General features: G+C 52.6%; 16 protein-coding genes and 1 riboswitch. Of the genes, 4 read left to right on the forward strand and 12 right to left on the reverse strand.

The genetic code is table 11. From position 1 onward, the window contains the following. The first annotated feature begins 220 nt into the window (after nt 1–220). The gene (gene cls, locus PTW35_RS12690; RefSeq protein WP_281025298.1) at nt 221–1,678 is read left to right on the forward strand and encodes a cardiolipin synthase; all 1,458 of its coding nucleotides are present in this window, start codon (nt 221–223) and stop codon (nt 1,676–1,678) included. Nucleotides 1,679–1,852: 174 nt separating this feature from the next. On the opposite strand, the gene PTW35_RS12695 is transcribed toward cls, so the two are convergent. The 5 genes from PTW35_RS12695 to PTW35_RS12715 form a co-directional block, all read right to left on the reverse strand. Next, nucleotides 1,853–2,698 carry a nitrilase-related carbon-nitrogen hydrolase gene (locus PTW35_RS12695; RefSeq protein WP_281025299.1) on the reverse strand — a complete coding sequence of 282 codons (846 nt, stop codon included), beginning with the start codon at nt 2,696–2,698 and terminating at the stop codon, nt 1,853–1,855. 144 nt (nt 2,699–2,842) lie between these two features. After that, entirely contained in the window at nt 2,843–3,730 is an 888-nt protein-coding gene (locus PTW35_RS12700) for a glycine betaine ABC transporter substrate-binding protein (RefSeq protein WP_281025300.1), read from the reverse strand. A gap of 20 nt (nt 3,731–3,750) precedes the next feature. Continuing rightward, the gene (locus tag PTW35_RS12705) at nt 3,751–4,482 is read right to left on the reverse strand and encodes an ABC transporter permease (protein ID WP_281025301.1); all 732 of its coding nucleotides are present in this window, start codon (nt 4,480–4,482) and stop codon (nt 3,751–3,753) included. Between the two features lie 3 nt (nt 4,483–4,485). Beyond that, nucleotides 4,486–5,607, reverse strand: a complete 1,122-nt coding sequence (locus PTW35_RS12710; protein ID WP_281025302.1) for an ABC transporter ATP-binding protein — start codon at nt 5,605–5,607, stop codon at nt 4,486–4,488. Nucleotides 5,608–5,634: 27 nt separating this feature from the next. Next, nucleotides 5,635–6,291 carry an ABC transporter permease gene (locus tag PTW35_RS12715; RefSeq protein WP_281025303.1) on the reverse strand — a complete coding sequence of 219 codons (657 nt, stop codon included), beginning with the start codon at nt 6,289–6,291 and terminating at the stop codon, nt 5,635–5,637. A gap of 407 nt (nt 6,292–6,698) precedes the next feature. Between PTW35_RS12715 and PTW35_RS12720 the strand changes: the two genes are divergently transcribed. Further along, entirely contained in the window at nt 6,699–7,196 is a 498-nt protein-coding gene (locus PTW35_RS12720) for an oxidoreductase (RefSeq protein WP_281025304.1), read from the forward strand. 12 nt (nt 7,197–7,208) lie between these two features. After that, a complete protein-coding gene (locus PTW35_RS12725) occupies nt 7,209–8,357 on the forward strand; it encodes a GGDEF domain-containing protein (RefSeq protein WP_281025305.1) in 1,149 nt (382 codons plus the stop codon). Between the two features lie 127 nt (nt 8,358–8,484). On the opposite strand, the gene yiaY is transcribed toward PTW35_RS12725, so the two are convergent. From yiaY to cobA, 7 genes are all read right to left on the reverse strand, one after another. Continuing rightward, entirely contained in the window at nt 8,485–9,633 is a 1,149-nt protein-coding gene (gene yiaY / locus PTW35_RS12730; RefSeq protein WP_281025306.1) for an L-threonine dehydrogenase, read from the reverse strand. 353 nt (nt 9,634–9,986) lie between these two features. Then, nucleotides 9,987–11,495 carry a lytic polysaccharide monooxygenase gene (locus PTW35_RS12735; protein WP_281025307.1) on the reverse strand — a complete coding sequence of 503 codons (1,509 nt, stop codon included), beginning with the start codon at nt 11,493–11,495 and terminating at the stop codon, nt 9,987–9,989. A gap of 76 nt (nt 11,496–11,571) precedes the next feature. Further along, nucleotides 11,572–11,678: riboswitch (cyclic di-GMP riboswitch) on the reverse strand. 243 nt (nt 11,679–11,921) lie between these two features. Further along, nucleotides 11,922–13,715, reverse strand: a complete 1,794-nt coding sequence (locus PTW35_RS12740) for a bifunctional protein-serine/threonine kinase/phosphatase (protein WP_281025308.1) — start codon at nt 13,713–13,715, stop codon at nt 11,922–11,924. Nucleotides 13,716–13,818: 103 nt separating this feature from the next. Continuing rightward, a complete protein-coding gene (locus tag PTW35_RS12745; RefSeq protein WP_281025309.1) occupies nt 13,819–15,294 on the reverse strand; it encodes a NarK family nitrate/nitrite MFS transporter in 1,476 nt (491 codons plus the stop codon). Between the two features lie 291 nt (nt 15,295–15,585). Beyond that, complete coding sequence (gene nirD, locus PTW35_RS12750) at nt 15,586–15,924, reverse strand: nitrite reductase small subunit NirD (RefSeq protein WP_281025310.1); 339 nt, start codon at nt 15,922–15,924, stop codon at nt 15,586–15,588. Between the two features lie 13 nt (nt 15,925–15,937). Next, nucleotides 15,938–18,547, reverse strand: a complete 2,610-nt coding sequence (gene nirB / locus PTW35_RS12755; RefSeq protein ID WP_281025311.1) for a nitrite reductase large subunit NirB — start codon at nt 18,545–18,547, stop codon at nt 15,938–15,940. 62 nt (nt 18,548–18,609) lie between these two features. Beyond that, complete coding sequence (cobA, locus tag PTW35_RS12760) at nt 18,610–19,443, reverse strand: uroporphyrinogen-III C-methyltransferase (RefSeq protein ID WP_281027504.1); 834 nt, start codon at nt 19,441–19,443, stop codon at nt 18,610–18,612. 428 nt (nt 19,444–19,871) lie between these two features. Here cobA and PTW35_RS12765 point away from each other — a divergent pair, with 428 nt between their 5' ends. After that, nucleotides 19,872–22,601, forward strand: coding sequence for a nitrate reductase (locus PTW35_RS12765; protein WP_281025312.1), 2,730 nt, complete (start codon nt 19,872–19,874; stop codon nt 22,599–22,601). Nucleotides 22,602–22,684: the final 83 nt, after the last annotated feature.

Here is a 22,684-nt window from a genome sequence, read left to right on the forward strand (position 1 = left end):
GCCCGCTCATCTACTTTTTGATCATTTACTGCTTTTTTACCTCATTTCTTCGTTTTTTGCTTATTTTTTGCACTTCAACCTCGTGCAAATTTCACATTACTCATACAATTCAGTGATTTCTCCTTATCAAACATAGCACATAACTGGCAGAAAATTTCGCTGGTATTCCTCTAGTTTCAATGCAAAATAGAGTAATATATCCAACTCATTAAAAATAAAGATGGAACAGTTTTATCAAGTCTTGGCTTGGGCAAGCGTCTTCTTCTATTGGCTGATTATTGCTGCCGTGACCATGCGCATTGTCTTCAAGCGCAGAGTGGTCGGCGTCTCTCTCGCCTGGCTCATGATCATCTATATCATCCCAATTGGCGGGGTGATCGCATACCTGTTATTCGGTGAGCTCAATTTAGGTAAGAAGCGCGCCCAACGCGCCGAAGACATGTTCGAGCCTTTTGCCGACTGGTTCCAGCGCCTCAATGACTGCCCAGGCCACCAGCCGGAACTGATGAGCGAACATGCCCGCCCTATCAGTGATTTATGCGAAAATCGCCTTGGTATCCCGGCCCTGAGCGGCAATATCCTGTCACTACAGGATTCGCCGCAGACCATCCTGCGCTCCCTCATCGATGACATTCACCAGGCCAACAACTCCATTCAAATGGAATTTTACATCTGGCACCCCGGCGGGCTGGCCGACGAAGTGGCGACCGCGTTGATCATGGCCGCCAAGCGTGGGGTTGAGATCAGGATCTTGCTTGATGCAGCCGGCAGCATGCGTTTCTTCCGCTCCCATTGGCCAAAGCTGATGCGCCATGCCGGCATCGAAATTGTCGAAGCGTTGGCAGTCACCCCATTCAGGATGTTCCTGCGCCGGATGGACTTGCGCCAGCACCGCAAAATTGTCGTTATCGACGAGAGGATTGGCTATACCGGCTCGATGAACCTGGTCGATCCGGCCTATTTCAAAACCGATGCCGGCGTCGGCCAGTGGATTGATGTCATGGTCAGGGTTACGGGGCCATCCGTCGCGGTCCTTAACGGCATCCAAGCCTGGGATTGGGAAGTGGAAACCGGGGAGCGTTTCTTGCCGCGGTTACCTGAATGTACGTTGCCAAGCTCGGTCGAAGCCTCCGACATGATCCAGGTCATCCCATCCGGGCCGGGGATGCCCGATGAGATCATCCACCAAGCCCTACTGCTAAGCATTTACCAAGCCAAGGAAAACGTGGTCATCACCACGCCATATTTTGTCCCGAGCGAGAACCTGCTGCATGCGATGAAAGGAGCCGCCCACCGAGGCGTCACCGTGGATATCATCATTCCCGACAAGAATGACTCCATCATGGTGGAATGGGCCAGCCGCTCTTTCTTTTCCGAGCTGCTCGCCGCCGGTGTCCGCATCCACCGCTTCCATGGCGGGTTGCTCCACACCAAGTCAGTGGTGATCGACAAGACCCATTGCCTGATCGGCACGGTTAACCTGGATATGCGCAGCCTGTGGCTAAACTTCGAAGTCACCCTGGCAGTGGATAACGCCGAGTTCACCAAACAACTGAACTGGCTACAGAAGGAATATATGAGTGACTCGAGCTTGGTCGACAGGGGGGAATGGGAAAAACGGCGGGTCAGCAACAAACTGATTGAACAGTTCTTTTATATGTTTAGCCCGTTGCTGTAATAAATTGATTCGTTTGCAGAAAAGCAATATAGCTTGGTGATTTCAAAGCCTACCCGGGCATGGATGGCCCGGGCTGGCGTTCCAGGGTCGGAGCGGCATAGATGCCTTTATGCGTTTTTGAAATTACGCCTAGCTAAGTTGCAGAAGAAGCAGTAAAACTTTACTGCTTTATAATTACTTTCCCACCCGCTTTGCCAACAAATCCAGCACCAATCGGCTGTCTGCATCTCGGATAGTCGGTAGCTGGAATCGTGCCTCGCGGGTATCTTTGAGTGAAACTTTGGCACTAATCAAGGCTTCCTCGTCCCCCGCTTCTGCCAGGCAATGACCGAATGCATCCAGAATACGCGAACCGCCCCAGAAACGGCTATTGCCTTCGAGTGCGCAGCTGTTTGCCATCAGCAAAGGCACACCATAAGTCATCGAGATAAAGTCGGTATTGGTTTTCCAGCCCTGCGGGTTAGAGAATTCATCGGAGACAATATCTGCCGCAGAATTGACCGGAGCCAGCATCAGGGCGGGCTTGTCCAGCATTGCAAGGTGCGGCAACGCAGGGTTCCATAAATCCGCACAGATCAGGGTATGCATCGGCCAGCCCGCGATCGGCTCGCACGGCTCCAGGCCTTGGCCCTTGCTATACCATTTGGCTTCTTCCAAACCGCCATAATTTGGCAGATTCAGCTTGCGGTGGACGTGAACCAGCTGGCCGTTTTTCACCATCGCTTGCGCATTGTAAAACTCACCGGCACTATCTTCCTCGACAAACCCGGCACTGACGACCATATCACCGGCTGCCGCGGCCAGTTCGTCAAACAACGGGTGGCTGACGGGCATGGCGACATCCAGCGTTTTTTCTCGCAGGCTGTAGCCTGTTAGCGACAGTTCAGGAAACAACAGCAGTTCAATGCCACGCTCACGGGCCTGTTCGATATAAGCTAGGTGTTTTTGCAGGTTGGCCGCTGCATCGCCCAGTATCGGTGCGATCTGGGCAATACCGACATGTAGTACTTGTTTTGTCATAATAAAACCTCATACCCGCCTGCATCAAAACCGAAAACCGCTTGATGCGCACATTCACTGTTAATACAGGCTGGCATTAAAAAGCCAGCTGATGCTGGCCTTTGATTGATTTTTGGCGCTAGGTAACCCGGTCTCGGGCAAACTTTACAGCAGGCCGTTTTGCTCCAGGAACTGGCGCGACACACGTTCGATAGACAGACCATCTACGTCGACCAAGGCGTTCAGACTGGACATGGTCTCGTCATTCATCAGAGCAGACAATTTGTTCAACTGCTGGGCCAACGCGGGGTTAGCCTCTAGCGTATCAGTGCGCACCACCGGCGTCAGTGCATAGTTGGGAAAGTGCTGGCGGTCATCTTTCAAGACGTAGAACCCAAACGCCTTAACACGGCCATCGGTCGCAAATACCATCGTGACATCAACCACTTCCTGAGCCAGTGCCTGGTACACCAGTCCCGAGTTCATTTTACGCAGGTTACGGCGCGGCATATCGAACTCGTAGGCCTCAAGCAGGGATTTCAAACCGTCAGGGCGAGCCGAGAACTCAACGTTACTGGCCATCTGCGCGTCTTTGCCATCTTCCGACTGCAGCCAGTTCATCATATCGGTGATCGACTCGATGCCCTTCTCTTTGGCAAAATCCTGGCGCATAGCCAATGCATAGGTATTGTTGGCTTGGGATGGGTCAAGCCAAATCAAGCCCACCTTTTCATCCAGCGCTTTAACCCGTTGGTAGGTTTCTTCCGGCGTCAGTTTTTCTGTCACCTTGTTGAACGTCACCAAGCCCGTACCGGTGTATTCCCAGTAAAGGTCAATCTGACCGTTGAGCTGAGCCGTACGCAATACTGTTGATCCCATCCCATCGCGCTGGTCGACGTCATAACCCAGACCCGCTAGATACTGCGCGGTCATCGAAGACATGATCAACTGCTCGGTATAGCCCTTGCCGCCAACGACCAGTTTGCCTGCCGCCTGTGCCGAAACCGAGAACATCATTGCCACGGTAGCCAATAAAGCGATTACGCGTTTCATCTTAGTTTTACTCCGTGCCATTACTTACGGTTAGGGTTAACACCCTTGCTCACAATCAGGAAGGTCACCACCCCCAGGACCATATCCATGATCAGTGCTAATACCGCTGTCGGAATAGCACCAGCCAGCATCATAGGGGTATCGTAAAGGTCGATACCGGCGAAGATGAGCTCACCCAAACCGGTACCACCAATCTGGAAAGCCAGCGGCACGGTACCGATATTGATCGCAAAAGCAGTACGGATCCCCGCCATGATGACGTACATCGCATTGGGCATTTCTACCTTCGCCAATTGTTGCATCGGTGTTAGGCCGATACCGGTTGCCGCCTCTTTCAGGTGCGCAGGCACCGAAAGCAACCCGGTGTAGGTATTGCGCAGGATCGGCAGGATCGAAGCAAAGGCCAGGGCGAAAATCGCCGGTTTGTCACCGATACCCAAGAAGCTCATCGACAAAGCCAGAACCGCCAGGGTCGGTACCGTGGTACCGATATTGAAGATCTGCATCACCAAATCGGCGGCCTTACGGCAGGCCGGGCGACTCAGGATAATCCCCACCGGAACACCAATCAGGATAGCAATAGAGCCTGAGATCAATGTCAGCTTGATGTGGTGGCCCGACAGATACAGGATTTCATCCCAGTAATAGACAAACTGCTCGACAAAGCCTGATGACTGGACCCAGATCCCCAGCAGGAACACGGTCACCAGCAGCAAGGCATTGAAGTAAGGGCTCAAGTTAATAGACTTCATCCCTTACCCCTTTTTACGGAAACTGGCTCCCAGGTGGTGTGTAATACCACGCTGTGAAATTTCACCACACAATTGGCCTTGCTCATCGACCACAGCCAGCCAGCTGATATCGTGGGCAAACATCTTGGACACCACGGCACGCAAGTCCTGCTCCTGGTTCATCAAGATAGGCAGGCCGTCATAATGATCGCCACACAAACCACGCTGGCTCATCGCCACCGACTTGGTGATCATCCCCACTGGCTGCTGCTGGTTGTTCACCATCACTATCATGCCGTGGCCGTAGTCGTTCATGCGCTGCAGGGCAACTTCCAGTGAATCGCCCGGGGTTACCGTCGGCACCTGGCGTTCCATGACTTCACCGGCGGTCGACAGCTGAAGGCGCTTCAGGGTACGGTCGGTACCGACGAAATCGGCCACAAAATCAGTAGCAGGATGAGCCAGAAGCTGATCCGGGCTTGAATATTGCTCCAGCTGGCCATCACGGAAGATCGCGACTTTGTCAGCCATCTTCACCGCTTCATCAATATCGTGGGACACGAACATGATGGTCTTCTTCAGCTCTTTGTTCATCTTCAGGAACTCTTCCTGAATCACTTCGCGGTTGATTGGGTCGATTGCACCAAAAGGTTCATCCATCAAAAGTACCGGTGCATCGGCCGCCAGCGCACGGATCACACCGACACGCTGCTGCTGGCCACCCGACAGTTCATTCGGGTAGCGCTTCATGAAGGTATTCGGATCCAGGGCGACCATGTCCAGCAGGTCTTTGGCACGCTGGGTGCAGCGCTTGGCATCCCACCCCATCAGTTTCGGGATCAGGCTGATGTTCTCTTCGATGGTCATGTTCGGGAACAGACCGATCTGCTGGATCACGTAACCGATGTTGCGGCGCAAGGTCACTGTATCGATATCTGTTGTGTCTTCGCCGTTGATCAGCACACGACCAGATGTTGGGGTTACCAAGCGGTTGATCATTTTCAGCGTGGTCGTTTTACCACAGCCCGATGGGCCCAGCAGGACACAGATTTCGCCGGTCGGTACTTCCATGTTGATATGATCGGCTGCTGTCACCACACCCTGTGGTGTTTCAAAAACTTTTGTCAGGTTCTCAAGTTGAATCATGAAAACGCCCTCTTAAATTCGTAAAACTTAGCCGTGAACGACGACACCTTTCGGTGTGAATTTCTTTTGGATTTTCGCCAATACCGTGTCGGCAAAAATTGCCAACAGGCTCACAGCTACAGCACCAACAATCAGCTGGCGCGGATCAGACTGGCTGATCCCTCGTGCAATAAACGTCCCCAAACCACCGGCACCGATGTAGGTGGCGATCGCCATAACACCGATGTTCATCACCACGGCGGTACGCACACCCGCCATGATCACCGGGATTGCCAGTGGAATTTCCACCAAACGCAGGCGCTGGATGTTAGTCAGGCCGATGCCCCTTGCCGCTTCGCGCAAGGCCGGGTCAACGTTGTTGATTGCGGTGTAGGTATTACGAATAATTGGCAACTGCGAATAGAGCAGAACCGCAATCACTGCAGGCAGATAGCCAATACCCTGGCCGATCATCGACAGCACAGGGATCATGATCCCAAACAAGGCAATAGAAGGGATCGTAATGATAATGGACGCAACGTATAGCACCACATTGGCGACACGTTGATTCTGGGTAATTGCGATACCAATAGGTACCCCTGTCATCATTGCAAGGCCAACGGCCAGGCTCACCAATGACAGATGCTCTACAGTTCGAGAGACAATGACATCCCAGTTGTCCAGAACGAAATTGAAAATTTCCAATTTGCACTCCTGGATTTACAAGTTGAACACAGATTGTTTATTGATTATTTCCGCTTAGATGCCGGAAATAGTGATACAACCATAAGGTTGTCAAAACAGGGGCTCCGCCCTGATAGACATGGTTTTCACCATAAGCACCGCCTGCCAGACCATAAGTCATACAAGCGGCAAAGGAAGGGGGATTCTAGTGAGTAACCCTGAACAGCTCAAGTTTTTTCAGGAATTATTTTGATCTCACCACTTATTGACGCTCAAAAAACACACAAACAAGTGCTAAGCCAATGATTTTATATGAAGCTTAAAAAGCAAAATTACAATGAACTCATTCTATTTTGTTTTCATTTCTTTGCCTCATTTCTTAAAGAAACAACTACAATTAATTCAGTATGATGATTGGGGGAGATTCAATGCTGCGAGCACGTGCGAAACTTATGTTATTTTGTCTAGTTGGTTCCCTGTGCCTTTCCACTGCATTTTCCGCTTGGAGCAAAGGCATTCCGCTGGCGATTTCAGGCAAGAGCCTGTCAGGGGACAAGTTGTCGCTTGAGCTTGAACGCAGCCAACTCGAACAGCTTCCCCAAACCTCCCTCTCGACTAACCTGCCTTGGCTAGAGCAGAGCGCGACCTTTCAAGGGGTCCGGCTGCTGACACTGCTAGAGCACCTCAATCTGTCAGTCTCCAAGCTCAAACTGCTGGCCCTCAACGACTACTCGGTGGTCGTCAGCCATGATTACATCAAGCAATACAACCCATTACTGGCCATCAAGCAAGATGGCCAGTATCTAAAAGTGCGCGATTACGGCCCGTACTGGATCATTATTTCATTGAATGAACATCCCGACGCCGCCGCAACCGAGCACCTAGCAAACATGGTCTGGCAACTTGCGTATATCGAAACGCACTAACCGAGTAGCGTTATGGAAAAATGTCGTAGCCGTAAAATCACCACCCTACTCGCCTTTATAACACCGCTGCTTTTCATCAGTATCCTGATGGCCGTGACCGCGCTCAAACGCAACTCAGATGTTATTGCCAACAGCCAAAATGAAGTGGCATGGTATGTACTCCAGCTCAACAAAGAATATGCAGAATTCCACCACCTGCTGCACCGCTACAGTGTTGGCACCAGTGATCATAACGATATGATGCTGCAGTATGAAATTCTATGGAGCCGCTTCAAGACCATCCTCACCAACACCCATATCAGCCATATTTACCACTTTGACGGCGCCTACCACCAAATCAGCAAGCAGTTTGACTATATCCAGTCCATCGAGCCGCAGCTACTTGCACTCCAACCGGAGAATGCAGACTCAGACTTGAGCAAGCAGGTCAAGGACAACTACGAAAATCTCGTGGTTTTCCTCAGCCACAAATTCCGGCTATCGAGCGGCGATCTGCTCAAAAAAGTAAAAGCGACCCATGCGATGAAAATGCTTATTTATTTCTTGCTCTGCGCCATTGTCCTGCTTGGCGGGATTTTACTGTGGTCGTTATGGCAAGAGTCTAAGTCGATGCGCAAGCTGGCAATGAGCGATACCTTGACCGGAATTCATAGCCGGTTGTGGCTTAACCACCAGCTCACTGAGTTAATCGATACCAAGCAGCCCTTTCGCTTCTACCTGATTGATTTGGATGGGTTCAAGCTGGTCAACGACACCCTGGGTCACCATGCTGGGGATACCCTGCTGAAAACCGTTGCAAACCGGTTAGCGGCACTGAGCGGGGAGCACTACCACGTCGCCCGGATGGGCGGGGATGAATTTGCAGTTATCGAATTGCTCGCGGTGCAACACGAAATCAATATCAGCCAAAAACTACTCAACAGTTTCCAGCAGCCGGCAATGTTGAATGGCAAACCTTTCGCTATTTCTGCCAGTATCGGCAGCAGCGAATACCCGCTCAATGCATCAAGCATGAGTGAAGTACTGCAACAAGCTGATTTCGCGATGTATGAAGTCAAACAACGGGGAAAGAATGGGGTGCTGGACTATCAGCAATCCGCCCCCGCAACCGATCCCGGCACGACTTCTTCTAACGTCAAGCCATTCTCGAAAAGTGTGTAAGAGTCTATGCCTTTCGGCCAGAAACAAAAAAGCGCCCGTTTGATGACGGGCGCAAAAATCAATAGTGCAGTGGATAGTGCCTGCTTATCTTTCATCAATTCCCGCTGAGCAGGCACTCAAAAAAGGCTTACATTGCCGCGGCAAAGATGGCTGAAATCTCCTCGTGGCTTGCTTGTTTCGGGTTGGTGAAACCACATGCATCTTTCAGGGCATTATCCGCAAGCACAGCAATATCCTCGGCTTTGGCACCCAGCACCTCCAGCCCCGACGGGATGCCGACATCTTTGGACAGCGCCTGGATCGCTTCAAGTGCAGCTTCTGCACCCTGCTCAGGCGTCAGCCCTTCGACCTTCATGCCCATCGCCTTAGCAACATCAGTCAGGCGCTCAGGGCAAACCTGCGCGTTGTAACGCTGGACGTGCGGTAGCAATACTGCATTACAGACACCGTGTGGCAGATCGTAGAAACCACCTAGCTGGTGCGCCATGGCGTGAACGTAACCCAGTGAAGCGTTGTTGAAGGCCATACCGGCCATAAACTGCGCATACGCCATTTGCTCGCGCGCTTCGATGTTCTGGCCGTCTTTCACTGCGGTGCGCAGGTGGGCCTGGATCAGCTCGATAGCCTTGATCGCCACAGCATCGGTGATCGGCGTTGCCGCCGTAGACACATAGGCCTCAACCGCATGGGTCAGCGCGTCCATGCCGGTCGCAGCCGTCAGGGATGCTGGTTTGGCTAGCATCAGCTCAGGGTCATTGACAGACATCAACGGGGTGGTGTTCTTATCAACGATGGCCATTTTGATATGGCGCGCTTCATCGGTAATGATGCAGAAGCGGGTCATTTCACTGGCAGTACCGGCTGTAGTGTTGATCGCAACCAGCGGCAGCTGCGGTTTAGCTGATTGGTCGACACCTTCGTAGTCAGCAATCTCACCACCATTGGCAGCGACAAGGGCAATCCCCTTGGCACAGTCGTGCGGAGAGCCACCGCCCAGTGAAATCACAAAGTCACATTCACCTTCTCTGAGCAATGCCAGACCGGCCTCAACATTGCCAATTGTCGGATTTGGTTGTGTACCATCAAAAACAATAGAATTAATATCACGCTGTGCCAGAAAATCGGCAACCTGCTTGACCATACCAATTTGGCTAAGCACTTTATCGGTCACAATCAGGGCTTTTTTAAAACCGTGAGCTTTCACCGAATCAGCGGCTTCAGTCAGGCAGCCCGCGCCCATCAGGTTTACCGCAGGGATGAAAAATGCGCTACTCATGATAAATTCTCCATAATTATCAAAAACTAATTACCATAAACCGCTTGTAAACCAAAGAACCACTTAATGTTCAGGCGGGCTAGACGTAACCAGTCTCTGTGTGTGCGAATAAAAGCTACCACCAAAAAAGTGTGCAACAATTTGATCTGAGACAAGTTATAAATTCCCGGCAAAAAATGATCGAGGGGATTTTGAGCAAGATCACCAAATCAACAGGTTACACACCAACATTGTCCACAAGGAGAAACACTACTTTTCGATTTATCACTAAGCAGTAGAAGCGTTTGTGAGCTAGCGCTCATAAAAAAACGCTGGCTTGTGCCAGCGTTTTTCCGATCTCACCACTTGGTTAGCTATTGCTTGATCCAGGCATCTTGCCAAGCAGAACCGTATCCCGGTTCGTAGTGATACGGCGAGTCGATGTTGCACCAGCCGCCTTCAGGGAAAGGACGGCACTGGTAGGTATTGCCATCGCGGCCGAGTACCACAGTCTGGCCCGGTACATAGCTACCGATACCTTCAGGGTAGGCATAATCATAATCCCCACCACCTGAGCTCTCCTTGATAGTGATTGACTTGGCCTCGACCACCTGTTGCTCGTTGCTAGCCGGATCTGTCGCCGTCACTACCACGCTGAACGACCCCGTCTGATTGGTAGACAGTGACATACCAACACTGCTGTTATTGATAACATCATTGTCCGATGCCAATTGCTGGCCGGTGCTATCAAGCAGCGCCATGTTAATCTTGTAGTGCCCCTCAGAGCTCACCGTGGCTTCGATGTGAGCTTTACCGTCAGCCCCCAAGGTGTATTGACTTTCCAGCCCTTGGACGGTTACCGGCGCAGGCTCAATCACATCCCCATCACGCACATCGAGAGCGTAGCTATAATCTGGGTTGGTGACAAAAACCTGGTTGGCATACAGATCAGATGGCTGGTAAACGATATCGCCGGAGGCTTGTTCCACACCGATTTGAGTCACAGTCGGGTATGTCTCGTTGATCAACTGGGCCAGATCATATGACCAGGTATTGATGTTCTCGTTTGTGGCTGTGATTGACAGCTTCTCGAAAACAATTTCTGAGCCTTGTTTATTGAAGATCCGGAACCAGATGCTGTCGCCATCCTGGGCTTCTACCCCAGGCTTGACGTATTGGCCCTTAGAGGTCCACTCCGGCGGCAGCACTTCACCGTCAAAACGGATATCGCTACAGTTGTAGAAGCCTTCACCGACCGGATCATTACGCTGCCAGCGGGTTACCAGCGTGGCATCACCACTGCGACCGCTTGGCAAGGTCACATTGATTAGGTAATACTGGCCGTTGCCTTCCTCCGTCACTGCTACATTGCCTGCAGTATCAATCAGCTCCAGATCATCCCAATCCAAACGACTATGGGCAGCATTGTAGCCCGGCTTGGTCAGGTAGAACTGCCAGAAGCTCGGGTTATGCGGGGCGGTTGCGCGGTAGCGCAAGGTGAAGGTCTCACCAGCTTTCATCTCAGTACGCTGCCAGTGCTCAGAGGCCACGCTCATGCCGCTCTTGCGCGTGTCGCCACCAGAACAGATAGCCCCATCGGGCACTGCGGCTTTGACGGCATCCATATTGTTGTAATTCGGTACCAAGGCTGCAAACTCGTTCTTCTGCACCAATGGATAGGTCCCCGATTCCAAAAATGACGCGCGGCACGCCTCATTCGGGATCTGCGAGCCATCAGATGGGCCCCAGTGGCCGCCATCTGATTCACAAATCACTTGGCGGGCTGCTGGGTACTCAGCATAGCCGTGGGCATTGACGTGAAGTGAAGAAAGGGCTGCCATGACTGACATTGCGCCCAACGAAAAGTGAATAACTTTATTCATGTTTAGCTTCCATTATGATTATTGTGGGAAGCCAGCTAACGGGAAGAAGCCACTGCTTTTATCTTGCTTTTCCCAATCAGGTAACCCCGCTACCATAGAGGCAAATCATTGAAACAAACATGACCGCTCCTTAGGCCGGAAGTTTTGCGCCCTATCCTTTCAGATAATTAGCCTTTAGCTGACGATACAAAAATAGGTCACTTCAATTTGTTGGTTCGCCTTGAACCGCTCGATTAAAGAACCCGGTTATATTTATAGTGTGTTTCTAATTCACCACAAAAAATTATAAATTAACAATGGAATGGCGATCTCATTTAATTCACAGTTATTAATATTAATAAATTAATTTGACGAGATGTAATATTTCATTCACCTAAAAACATTCACCCTACAAATAATAATCCAGCCAAACCAACATGAATAATATTAGTGCACAGAGATGGTAAGTTGCACAATAACAATAAAAAACAAACAGAGCGATACGACTTTCCAGAACCTGACCGGGTTCTTGCTTTTCAAACAACGTCCACTTGCCTGCTTCATTATTTCAGCCGAAGGATGGAACAAATCACCGGCGAGTTCAGAAAAGGCCGCATAACGCAGATTGGCTTGAGGAAAGCACCCTTTTCGTATCACCAGGTCTAACCAGGATGGCAGATCGCGGCGGTAATTCCCCAAAGGTATATATTCCGGCCATCGGCTTATAGCCGGTGACGATGTAACAGTCTTAGAAAAAGAATAGGGAAAATGCCCGGTCAACATCTCGTAAATAATGATAGATACAGAATACATGTCAGACCTCATGGACAATTCTCCCCCAGACAAACACTCTGGTGATAAATATTTAATATCACCAACGGGTACGGTTTCCACTATAGGGGTATGTATTTCATCAAAGTGTTCAGAATAAACTGAACCAAAGTCAATAATAACAATTTGATCAAGTTGATTAACGATAAGGTTTTCTGGTTTGATATCGCGGTGAATAAGGCGATGACGCTGCAAAACACGAAGTGACTTAATTATCTCCTCTGCCATTAGCCGCACTTCACCTAAATCTGGCTTGGGGTTATCGTCCATCCACTGACGTAATGTTTTTCCTTCAACCCAATCACAGACATGATATAGAAAGGGGGAATGACGGGAAAAAGGATGAATCTTCATTATCCGCGGGTTAGATATCTGCTCCCCCAACCAACCCTCGCGAACGAACCCTTGCAAATACTGATAGTCCTCTGCAAAATTCAGTGAGGGCATCTTCAGTACATAGCGTTTAGTGTCAAATTCACTGACCGCCAAATAAACATGGCTCCGTGGGCCGCTGTGCAATACCCGCAGAATACGGTACTGGTCAATCCGGTTGCCTTCTTCCAGTACCGGCGGGATCACCCGCCCAGTCAACTCCTCAATATATTCATCCATGGTCAGGCTTGGCAGCGACTGGACTTCAAGCAGCACACTCGAGACATTGTCCTGGCTGCCCGATGCCAGTGCGGCCTCCACCAGCTGGCGAGCTTGCTGTTCGGCTGGCAAAACGGCCGCGGACAAAATTTGCTGCAGTTCGGCTTCGCCCAACCACTCGTGGATGCCGTCTGTTACCAACAGCAGCCGGTCAGCATGCTCTAGCCGTATTTGCTGGAAATCGACTTCAATGTGGCTGTCCATGCCCAGCGAGCGAGTGAGAAAAGACTGCTGACCATATAGCTGGCGACGGTGATCTTGGGTAAGTGGAATCAGGGTCTGATTACGGTAGAGATAGGCTCGCGTATCTCCCACATGCATTATATAAGCCGTATTGAACTTGATGATCACGGCGCAAAAGGTAGTTACCAAGCCGTTATGCTGCAGCTCGGATTGGCAGCTCTGAGAGTAAAGCCATTGGTTCAGGGCATGCAGCACTTTGCCTGCTGACTGCTTCACCCCCCAGGTTTTTGGCGTTGCATAGTATTCTTCGACAAACTGACTCACACTGATCTGGCTCGCTCGCTGCCCCTGCTCGCTGCAGCTCACCCCGTCTGCCAGGCAGGCAACGACCCCTTTGTGTACCAGTTCATCACGCTGCGCAGGCTGGCAGATTGCAAACGCATCTTGGTTACTGGGCTTACACCCGGCCACCGAATACCCGCCAAAGTCCAACTTTAGGGTATTGGTCCTTGAAGCCCATTCCCCCCTATCCGCTCTCTGGTGGGATATGCCTTCTGGCCCAGTTGTGTTATCCATCCTCTCCTCCTAGAGCCCCTTCACCCTGCAGTTGGTCACCCCAGTACTTTCCATCAGCACGGCCGGCGGCCTACTCTGCCCCTGCAGGGTAGGCCGGCCAAGCTTATCGGTTGGCGACATCAATCATCACGATACTGCCGTCTTCATTGATCTCGGCGATCTGCCCACTTGGCTCTTCCATCATCAACAAGGTAATGAAGCCGATGACCGCCGTTGCCGCTATCACGTAGAAGAAGGTACTGTAATCAACCACTGACAAAATGGTCAGGTAACACACCGCCCCAACGTTCCCGTAGGCGCCGGTCATCCCGGCGATTTGGCCGGTCATCCTGCGTTTTATCAGTGGTACGGTCGCAAACACCGCCCCTTCCCCCGACTGGACGAAGAACGAACAAGCCATTGCCGCTACCACCGCGAGCCATAGCGGCCAGCTGCTATCCACCTGCCCCATCAGGAAGTAGCCGGCAGCCAACCCTGCCGTCAAGATCAGCAAGGTCGGTTTACGGCCGAACTTATCGGAAATCCAGCCGCCTCCCGGACGGGACATAAGGTTCATGAAGGCATAGGCAGAGGCGACCATACCGGCCATCACCGGTGTGAGCTCAAAGGTTTCCGAAAAAAACAGCGGCAGCATTGAAACCACGGCCAATTCAGAGCCAAAGGTGGCAAAGTACAACACATTCAAAATCGCTACCTGCTTGAATTTATAGCGATGCACTTCGGGCACCGGCTTCTCAAATACCGTTTTATTGACCCGCCATACCTGCAGAACTTCATAGCAATAAATCAGGGCAAGCACGGCATAGATGGTCATCACCGTGCTGTCCCCCAGCATGCCTATCCCGGTCGGCGAAAGCTTCCATGCCAGCAAAGCCAAGGCCCCATACATAGGCAACTTCATAAACAGCAGCAGGAAGAAGTCCCCTTTCGAGGTCACCTCCATTGCTCCCAACTGCTTGGGCTTGAAATAAGTCGAGCCCTTTGGGGTATCTGTCACGTTGGCATAGAATACAAAGGCGAACAGCAGACTCATCATGCCGGTGATCGCCATGGCGTAACGCCAGCCATCTTCGCCGCCGAACAACACAGCAACAGTGGGCAAGGTAAAGGCCGCCGCCGCAGAGCCGAAGTTACCCCAACCGCCATAGATCCCTTCTGCCGTCCCCAACTCATGATGCGGGAACCACTCAGAGACCAAGCGGATCCCGACCACAAACCCGGCCCCGATAAAACCCAGGGCAAAACGGGCAATCGCCGCCTGGACGAAGCTGTCTGCAAAAGCGAACACAAAACAAGGAATGGAGCAAACAGCCAGCAAGGCCGCATAAACCAACCTTGGGCCATATTTATCGGTGAGCATGCCGATCAGCACCCGGGCAGGTATGGTGAAGGCAACATTGAGGATCAGCAGGGTTTTAATCTCTGCCGTAGTGAGCCCCAACGAGCTTTTCACCGATTGCAGCAGCGGCGCAAAGTTGAACCACACTACAAAAGTGATGAAAAACGCGAACCAACTAAGGTGGAGAATTTTCATTTTCCCCGTAAACGAAAGGATATTGAACTTGCCTATTTCCGACATTTTGGTGCTTCCTGTATTAACTGACTTACACCTTTAATGCATTGTTCATACCAAAATTATTACACTTAAATATCAAGAACTTACCCTTACAAACTCATTAAATCAAACCATCCAGCACCAACATGAGCCAAAACTTAACTATCAAGCACCATATCGATCCAATTTATAACAAATTTGGCCTGCTTGTTAGAAACAAATCGACACTCCTTATCCATTTAAAATATAGGGTTAAATAGCATGAAAAAATAATCACAGCAAAAGCTGTGATTATTAGTGTAAATAGCTAATTGACTACAAATTAAGCTGCACCTTTTCTCCTTGGCATCGCACCGCGAAAGTCTTCAATTTCACTTCCGGCTGCTCAATACACTGACCTGTTTGCAAGCTGTAGTGCTGCTTGTACAGGGGGGAGGCCACCACCACCTCATCACCTATCGAACCCATGATCCCCCGCGACAGTACATTGGCCTCACCAATCGGATCGTAGTTCTCGACAGCATACAGGGAATCTGACCGGTGACAGTAAAAGATTGCCACTTGCTCGTGGCCCCATAGCACACAAACGCCGGAGTTTTTAATGAGTGCATCTCGATGACACACGCTATACCACTCAGCCTGCTTCTGCTCCATGCTACCCTCCTCTTTACTTCGTAATATCAATAACATTAATTGATTCACCAACAAATCCACCGGGCGAAGTGCCAGCCGCAATGTTGGCCTGACCTTGCTCCAGTACCCTTTCTTCCCTGGTCATAGGCCTGCGCTGTCCCCGCTCCGACACATAGGCCAATCGGCTATCTTGCTGTTCACTGTTGATAAAGTGCCTGAAACGCTTGAGTTTTTCAGGCGATGCCAAGGTAGTTTTCCACTCACACTGGTACTGGCCGAGCGTTGTTGCCATCTCCTGCTCCAGCTCGGTAGCAATACCGAGGTGATCATCTATCACCACCTTCTTGAGGTAATCCAGTCCGCCGTCGAGGTTTTCCAGCCACACCGAGGTACGCTGCAACCTGTCAGCGGTGCGGATGTAGAACATCAGCAAGCGGTCGACATAACGCACCAGAGTTTCCGCATCCAGATCGCCGGCCAGCAAGTCGGCATGGCGCGGACGCATCCCGCCATTACCGCAAACATACAGGTTCCAGCCGTTTTCCGTCGCGATCACCCCAATATCTTTGGACTGGGCTTCGGCACATTCCCGGGTACAGCCGGAAACAGCAAATTTTAGCTTGTGCGGGGATCGCAGCCCTTTGTAGCGATGCTCAAGATCAATAGCAAAACTGACACTGTCCGCCACTCCGTATCGGCACCAAGTACTGCCGACACAGGATTTGACGGTACGGACCGCCTTGCCGTAGGCATGGCCGGTCTCAAATCCAGCATCCACCAGGATGCGCCAGATCTGCGGCAATTCATGCAGCTGGGCACCGAACAAGTCGACCCGCTGGCCGCCGGTGATCTTGGTGTAGAGGTCAAACTGCTGGGCGACCTCACCCAGCACGATCAATTTTTCCGGGGTGATCTCACCGCCCGGTATACGCGGTACCACCGAGTACGTACCGTCTTTTTGCATGTTGCCGAGGAAGATATCATTGGTATCCTGCAGCTCGAGGTGCGGCTCCGCCAGCACATAGTCATTCCAGTAAGACGCGACTATCGAGCCCACGGCGGGCTTGCAGATATCACATCCAAGACCGTTGCCGTATTCTTCGAGCAAGGCGTCAAAGGTCGTGATCTTTTTCACCCTCACCAGATCAGCAAGCTCCTGACGGGAATAGGCAAAATGTTCACAGAGATGGTTGCTGACCTCTACCCCCATGGTGGCCAGTTCTGCCTCCATCACTTGTTTGGCTAGCGCCGAACAGCCTCCACAGCCGCTTGATGCTTTGGTCGCCGCCTTGAGATCAGCCATCGAGCTGCAGCCATCGGCCACGGCCTGCTTGATCTGACCTTTGGTCACGTCATAGCAGGAGCAGATAGAGGCGCTGTCGGGCAAGGCTTCTACCCCCATACCCGATGGCGCACCTTGTCCTTCAAACTGGGGCAGGATCAATACCGAGGGGTTCTCAGGCAGCGGCATATCGTTGAGCTTGAGTTGCAGCAGCGACTGGTAGTTACTGACATCGCCCACCAGCACCGCGCCCAATATCTTGTCACCTTCGGGCGAGAGGATTAACCGTTTGTACACCTGCTCCAAGTCATCACTATAGGTATAAGACAAGGCTCCCGGTGTCGAGCCACTCACATCGCCGATACTGGCCACGTCCACCCCCAGCAGTTTGAGCTTGGTGCTCATATCGGCCCCGACGAAAGCCACATCGGCTTTCGGCCGGCAGAAGTGACTGGCCAGCACTTTCGCCATCTGGTAACCGGGCGCAACCAGCCCGAAGACCCGCTGTTGCCACAGGGCACACTCACCGATGGCGTAGACATCCATGGCGCTGGTCCGGCAGTGATCATCGATCACAATGCCGCCCCGCTCGCCGATCTTGAGCCCGCACTGGCGGGCCAAGGTGTCTTGCGGGCGGATCCCCGCCGAAAATACGATCATATCGGTTTCCAGATACGAGCCATCCGCGAAATTCATCCGGTAACGGCAGGATTCACCGGCAACAATGTCGGTCGTGGCCTTGTCGGTATGAACCGACACCCCAAGCGACGAGACTTGGCGGGCAAGCAAGTCGCCCCCCCCCTGATCAAGCTGAACCGCCATCAGCCGAGGTGCGAACTCCACCACATGGGTCTCAACCCCCAGCTGTCTTAGCGCATTGGCCGCTTCGAGGCCAAGCAGCCCGCCCCCGACCACGACACCCACCTGGCTCTGCGCCCCTGACTCGGCAATCGCATCCAGATCTTCGATTGTCCGGTACACATGGCAGTGCGGCTGGTCATTGCCCGGGATCGGCGGGACAAAAGGGTATGAGCCGGTTGCCAGCACCAGTTTGTCGTAATGCTCGCGCCGGCCGCTTTGGGTCACCACGCACTTCCCGGCGGTATCAATCTCGCAGACCTGCTCGTTAAGCAAATACTCAACCCCGTTGGATTGGTACTCGGCCTCGTTGGCCAGCGCCAAATCCTGTGCGCTCTTGCCGCTAAAGTAGCTGCTTAGCTGCACTCGGTCATACGCCAACCTCGGCTCCTCGGAAAAAGTCAGGATAGTAAATTGCGCCCGCTCATCCTGAGCCAGCATGTCTTCAATAAATTTGTGCCCGACCATGCCATTGCCGACCACGATGATTTTTTTCTTGTCCATTTTGCTCTCCCCTGAGCGGCTGACTTCACTAGTCGTTTCTACTGCTCTCAACTCAATGGCTCTCAAGCTGAAAGCTGGAGCTGTTTTTGTTGCTGTAGTTCGGCAATCTGGCTGACCCATTGCAGCTGCTCTGCCAGAGCGACAACCTCACCGACCACAATCAGCGCCGGCGATACCACTTGGTGCCGTGTCACCAACGCCGGCAAATGCTGCAATTGCCCGGTCACTGTGCGCTGCTCGGGGCAGCACCCTTTCTCGACCAGGGCGACCGGCGTGGTTGGCTTTGCGCCGCAGGCCAACAGCCGGTCGCGGATCATGGTCGATTTAGTGACCCCCATGTAAAACACCAGAGTGTGGTCAAGCTGCGCCAAGGCCGGCCAGTTAAGATCCAGCGACTGCTCAGCATGGCCGGTGACAAAAGTGCAGCCTTGCGAGACTCCCCTATGTGTCAGCGGAATACCGGCATAACTGGTGCAACCGGCAGCTGCCGTGATCCCCGGCACCACGTCGACAGGCACCCCGGCCGCTTTGAGCGCCAACATCTCTTCACTGCCCCGGCCAAAAATAAAGGCATCCCCCCCTTTCAAGCGGCATACGCTTTTCCCCTGCCAGGCCAGTGCGACCAGCAAATTGTTGATTGCCTCCTGACGGGTGCTGTGCTCTCCCTTTGCCTTACCGACATACAAAGCCTGGGCACTGGCCGGAAAACATGCCCGTATCTGCTTGCTAACCAAGCGGTCGTAAACAATCACATCGGCTTGCTCAATGCTTTGCATTGCCCGTAAGGTCAGCAGCATAGGATCACCGGGGCCAGCCCCGACCAAGTCCACTTTTCCGACCTTGCGCCCCGACGCCACTGAAGCGCTGATCAGGGCATTCCCTGCCTGTTCTCTCATCGCTGGCTTACCTCTCCTACTCATACCTATCCTGAGAAATCTATTACCAAGACCATCTACCAAGACCATCAGCAAAGACGATGCCAGCTACGACCACCCCCTTCCCAAGCAAAACCTAACCAATTGTTATTAATCAACTAATAGCTATTAGCTCTCTCCTTATCCGGCCAAGCCATGATGCTCATAGCGCCGGTAACTGCCCGCTCCCCGTGCAAGGAAAACATGTTCTTGCACCAAAAAAGCCACACAATCAGCATTTCATATAAGTCAAAATACCACTTTAGGGGTATATACAGAATTTATATCCAAATAATTCACACACAGAAAGCTAATCATCCAATTTCGAGTGGAATTTCAGCACAGCAAAAGCTGGCCTGGTTATTGCTGAATACGTTTTAGAGCGATGTCACAGCCAAGGAGAACAGCAGGTGGCCCATAGAGAGAATAATAAGTGGATTAAATCGACCTGCGCCTACTGCGGGGTAGGCTGCGGAATTGAAGCCAGGGCAAACCGCGATGGAAGCCTGGAGGTCCGCGGCGACAGCCAGCACCCTGCCAACTATGGCAGGTTGTGCTCTAAAGGGCTGGCCCTCGGAGAAACGGTAGGCATTGAAGGACGGCTACTGACGCCGCGAATCAACCAGCAGGATGTAACGTGGGAAGAGGCACTGGCAGATATCTCAACCAATTTTCGCCATATCATCGAACGTCATGGCAAAAACGCCGTGGCCTTCTATGTCTCGGGGCAGCTACTGACCGAGGACTACTATGTCGCCAACAAATTGATGAAAGGGTTCATCGGCAGCGGCAATATCGATACCAACTCACGGCTCTGTATGTCATCGAGTGTCGCCGGGCACAAACGCGCATTTGGGGCAGATATCGTCCCGGGCTGCTATGAAGATCTCGAGCTGGCCGACCTGATCGTGCTGACCGGATCAAACCTCGCTTGGTGCCACCCTGTCCTGTTTCAGCGTATCCGCGAAGCAAAAGCCAATAATCAATGCAAAGTCGTCGTCATTGATCCGCGCCACACACCGAGCTGCGATATTGCCGATCTGCACCTGCCACTGCTGCCGGGCAGTGACATTGCCCTGTTCAATGGCTTGCTGGCCTTCCTCAGTGAAAACAGGGCGATGAATTTTACCTATATTGACCAAGCCACCGAAGGGCTGGATTTGGCACTGGCGACCGCATTTCGGTTTGGTGATATCGAATCGGTACAGGCTGCAACCGGGCTCGACAGAGGGCAGATCCTCGCCTTCTACCAGCTCTTTTCCGCCACAGAAAAAACCGTTACGGTCTACTCGCAAGGTGTCAACCAGTCCACATCAGGCACCAACAAGGTCAACAGTATCCTCAACTGCCACCTGGCTACCGGCCGGATCGGCAAGCCGGGCAGCACCCCATTTTCCGTCACCGGACAACCCAATGCCATGGGGGGACGAGAAGTGGGCGGGCTGGCCAACATGCTAGCCGCCCATATGGATTTCGACAATCCTGACCACACCCGCCAAATCAGCGAGTTTTGGCAAACCGACAACCTTGCTCGCTCCCCCGGCCTCAAAGCCCTCGATATGTTCAATGCCATTGAAAGCGGGAAAATCAAGGCGATTTGGATCATGGCCACCAACCCCGCTGTTAGCCTGCCGGAAAACCAGCGGCTCAGTGCCGTTTTGGCCAACTGCCCCTACGTCGTGGTGTCTGATTGCATGGCCGATACCGATACCCTCCGCCATGCCGATGTCGCGCTGCCCGCACAAGGCTGGGGGGAGAAATCCGGCACGGTGACCAACTCCGAGCGGCGGATCTCTCGCCAGCGACGCCTGCTTCCATCTCCGGGGGAGGCCAAGCCAGACTGGTGGATCATCAGCGAGGTGGCCAAGAAAATGGGTTTCGGCCATGCCTTCGACTACCAAAGCGAGGCCGATATTTTTTGCGAATATGCCCAGATGACTACGCTGGGCCAAGAGACATTGGCCCCGCCTTCCTCCGGCTCCGGTAATCAGAGAAACACCGTGCTGGTACTTTCCAGGCCGCTGAACCTCGTGGGCCTTGCCGGCCTCACCCCCCAGCAATACCATCAGCTGGCCCCGCAGCAATGGCCGGTAACGATGTGCGACCAACCGACGGCTCGGCTGTTTGGCAATGGCGAATTTGCCACGCCATCGGGCAAAGCCCAGTTTATTGCCACCGATCACCGGCCACCTGCAGAGCAACCTTCGTCCCGGTATCCGCTGTGGCTCAATACCGGACGAATACGGGATCACTGGCATACCATGACCCGCACCGGATTATCTCCGCGCCTTAGCGAGCACACCAGCGAGCCATATCTGGCCCTGTCAGCACAAGATGCCGAGCAGTTTTCAATCGAACAGGGCAAGTTAGTCAAAGTGTCCAGTGCCCGCGGCAGTGTCCTATTGCGGGCACGGATCAGCCCTGAGTGCCGCCCGGGCCAAATGTTTGCCCCGTTCCATTGGAGTGATTGCACCACCAGCATGGGCAAAGTCAACGCACTGCTCGCCGGGCAGCGCGATCCTCTGTCAGGCCAACCCGAGTTCAAGGCCACACCGGTATCCGTTGAGCCCTCCCCCTACCAGAGCGAAGCACTGTTGATCAGTCAATCCAACCACGTCCCGGACTGGCTGAGTCCGCAAGAGCACTGGACCTGCCAGCGCAGTCACAACGGCTATATATTTCGGATAACCTCGCAACAAACACCTGAACAGCTGCATAAATGGCTGGCAACGCAGCAGGCAAAAAGAGACGGCAGGGGACAGCAGCATATCGATATAGCACAGAGCAACCAAAGCCGTTATGCCCGGTTCCACAATAACCAACTGAGCGTAGCCTTTATCGTTAGTAATGACTTACAGATCTGCGAGACCGACTACTTGTCTACCTTAGTTGGCCGGCCGCTGTCGGACCCTCTGGTACAAACCCTGTTCACGGGCAAAGCCCTGCCCGAGCATCAAGCCGGACGCTTGGTTTGTGCCTGCAAGCAGGTCAGAGCCAACACCATAGCGCAAGCGGTTCGGAGCGGGACTTGCGACTCAGTAAAGGCGATCTGCCAAGTGACCCAAGCCGGCACAGGGTGCGGGAGTTGCCTACCGGAGCTGCAACAGATGCTGGATGAGGCCCAGCTCAAGCAAGTATGAGGAAAGGGCTAGCAACGTTGTCTCGCTGCGCTCGGCTGCCCCCTAAATTCCAAATGCAAAAAGGGCTCGCATTTCAGCGAGCC

The sequence above is a fragment of the Photobacterium sp. DA100 genome (genome assembly GCF_029223585.1).
Taxonomy (GTDB): domain Bacteria; phylum Pseudomonadota; class Gammaproteobacteria; order Enterobacterales; family Vibrionaceae; genus Photobacterium.

What these genes read in the sequence shown, in the direction of transcription:
- cls (WP_281025298.1), top strand. Translation starts at nt 221, where the DNA reads ATGGAACAGTTTTATCAAGTCTTGGCTTGGGCAAGCGTCTTCTTCTAT.
- PTW35_RS12695 (WP_281025299.1), bottom strand. Translation starts at nt 2,698, where the DNA reads ATGACAAAACAAGTACTACATGTCGGTATTGCCCAGATCGCACCGATA.
- PTW35_RS12700 (WP_281025300.1), bottom strand. Translation starts at nt 3,730, where the DNA reads ATGAAACGCGTAATCGCTTTATTGGCTACCGTGGCAATGATGTTCTCG.
- PTW35_RS12705 (WP_281025301.1), bottom strand. Translation starts at nt 4,482, where the DNA reads ATGAAGTCTATTAACTTGAGCCCTTACTTCAATGCCTTGCTGCTGGTG.
- PTW35_RS12710 (WP_281025302.1), bottom strand. Translation starts at nt 5,607, where the DNA reads ATGATTCAACTTGAGAACCTGACAAAAGTTTTTGAAACACCACAGGGT.
- PTW35_RS12720 (WP_281025304.1), top strand. Translation starts at nt 6,699, where the DNA reads ATGCTGCGAGCACGTGCGAAACTTATGTTATTTTGTCTAGTTGGTTCC.
- PTW35_RS12725 (WP_281025305.1), top strand. Translation starts at nt 7,209, where the DNA reads ATGGAAAAATGTCGTAGCCGTAAAATCACCACCCTACTCGCCTTTATA.
- yiaY (WP_281025306.1), bottom strand. Translation starts at nt 9,633, where the DNA reads ATGAGTAGCGCATTTTTCATCCCTGCGGTAAACCTGATGGGCGCGGGC.
- PTW35_RS12735 (WP_281025307.1), bottom strand. Translation starts at nt 11,495, where the DNA reads ATGAATAAAGTTATTCACTTTTCGTTGGGCGCAATGTCAGTCATGGCA.
- PTW35_RS12740 (WP_281025308.1), bottom strand. Translation starts at nt 13,715, where the DNA reads ATGGATAACACAACTGGGCCAGAAGGCATATCCCACCAGAGAGCGGAT.
- PTW35_RS12745 (WP_281025309.1), bottom strand. Translation starts at nt 15,294, where the DNA reads ATGTCGGAAATAGGCAAGTTCAATATCCTTTCGTTTACGGGGAAAATG.
- nirD (WP_281025310.1), bottom strand. Translation starts at nt 15,924, where the DNA reads ATGGAGCAGAAGCAGGCTGAGTGGTATAGCGTGTGTCATCGAGATGCA.
- nirB (WP_281025311.1), bottom strand. Translation starts at nt 18,547, where the DNA reads ATGGACAAGAAAAAAATCATCGTGGTCGGCAATGGCATGGTCGGGCAC.
- cobA (WP_281027504.1), bottom strand. Translation starts at nt 19,443, where the DNA reads ATGAGAGAACAGGCAGGGAATGCCCTGATCAGCGCTTCAGTGGCGTCG.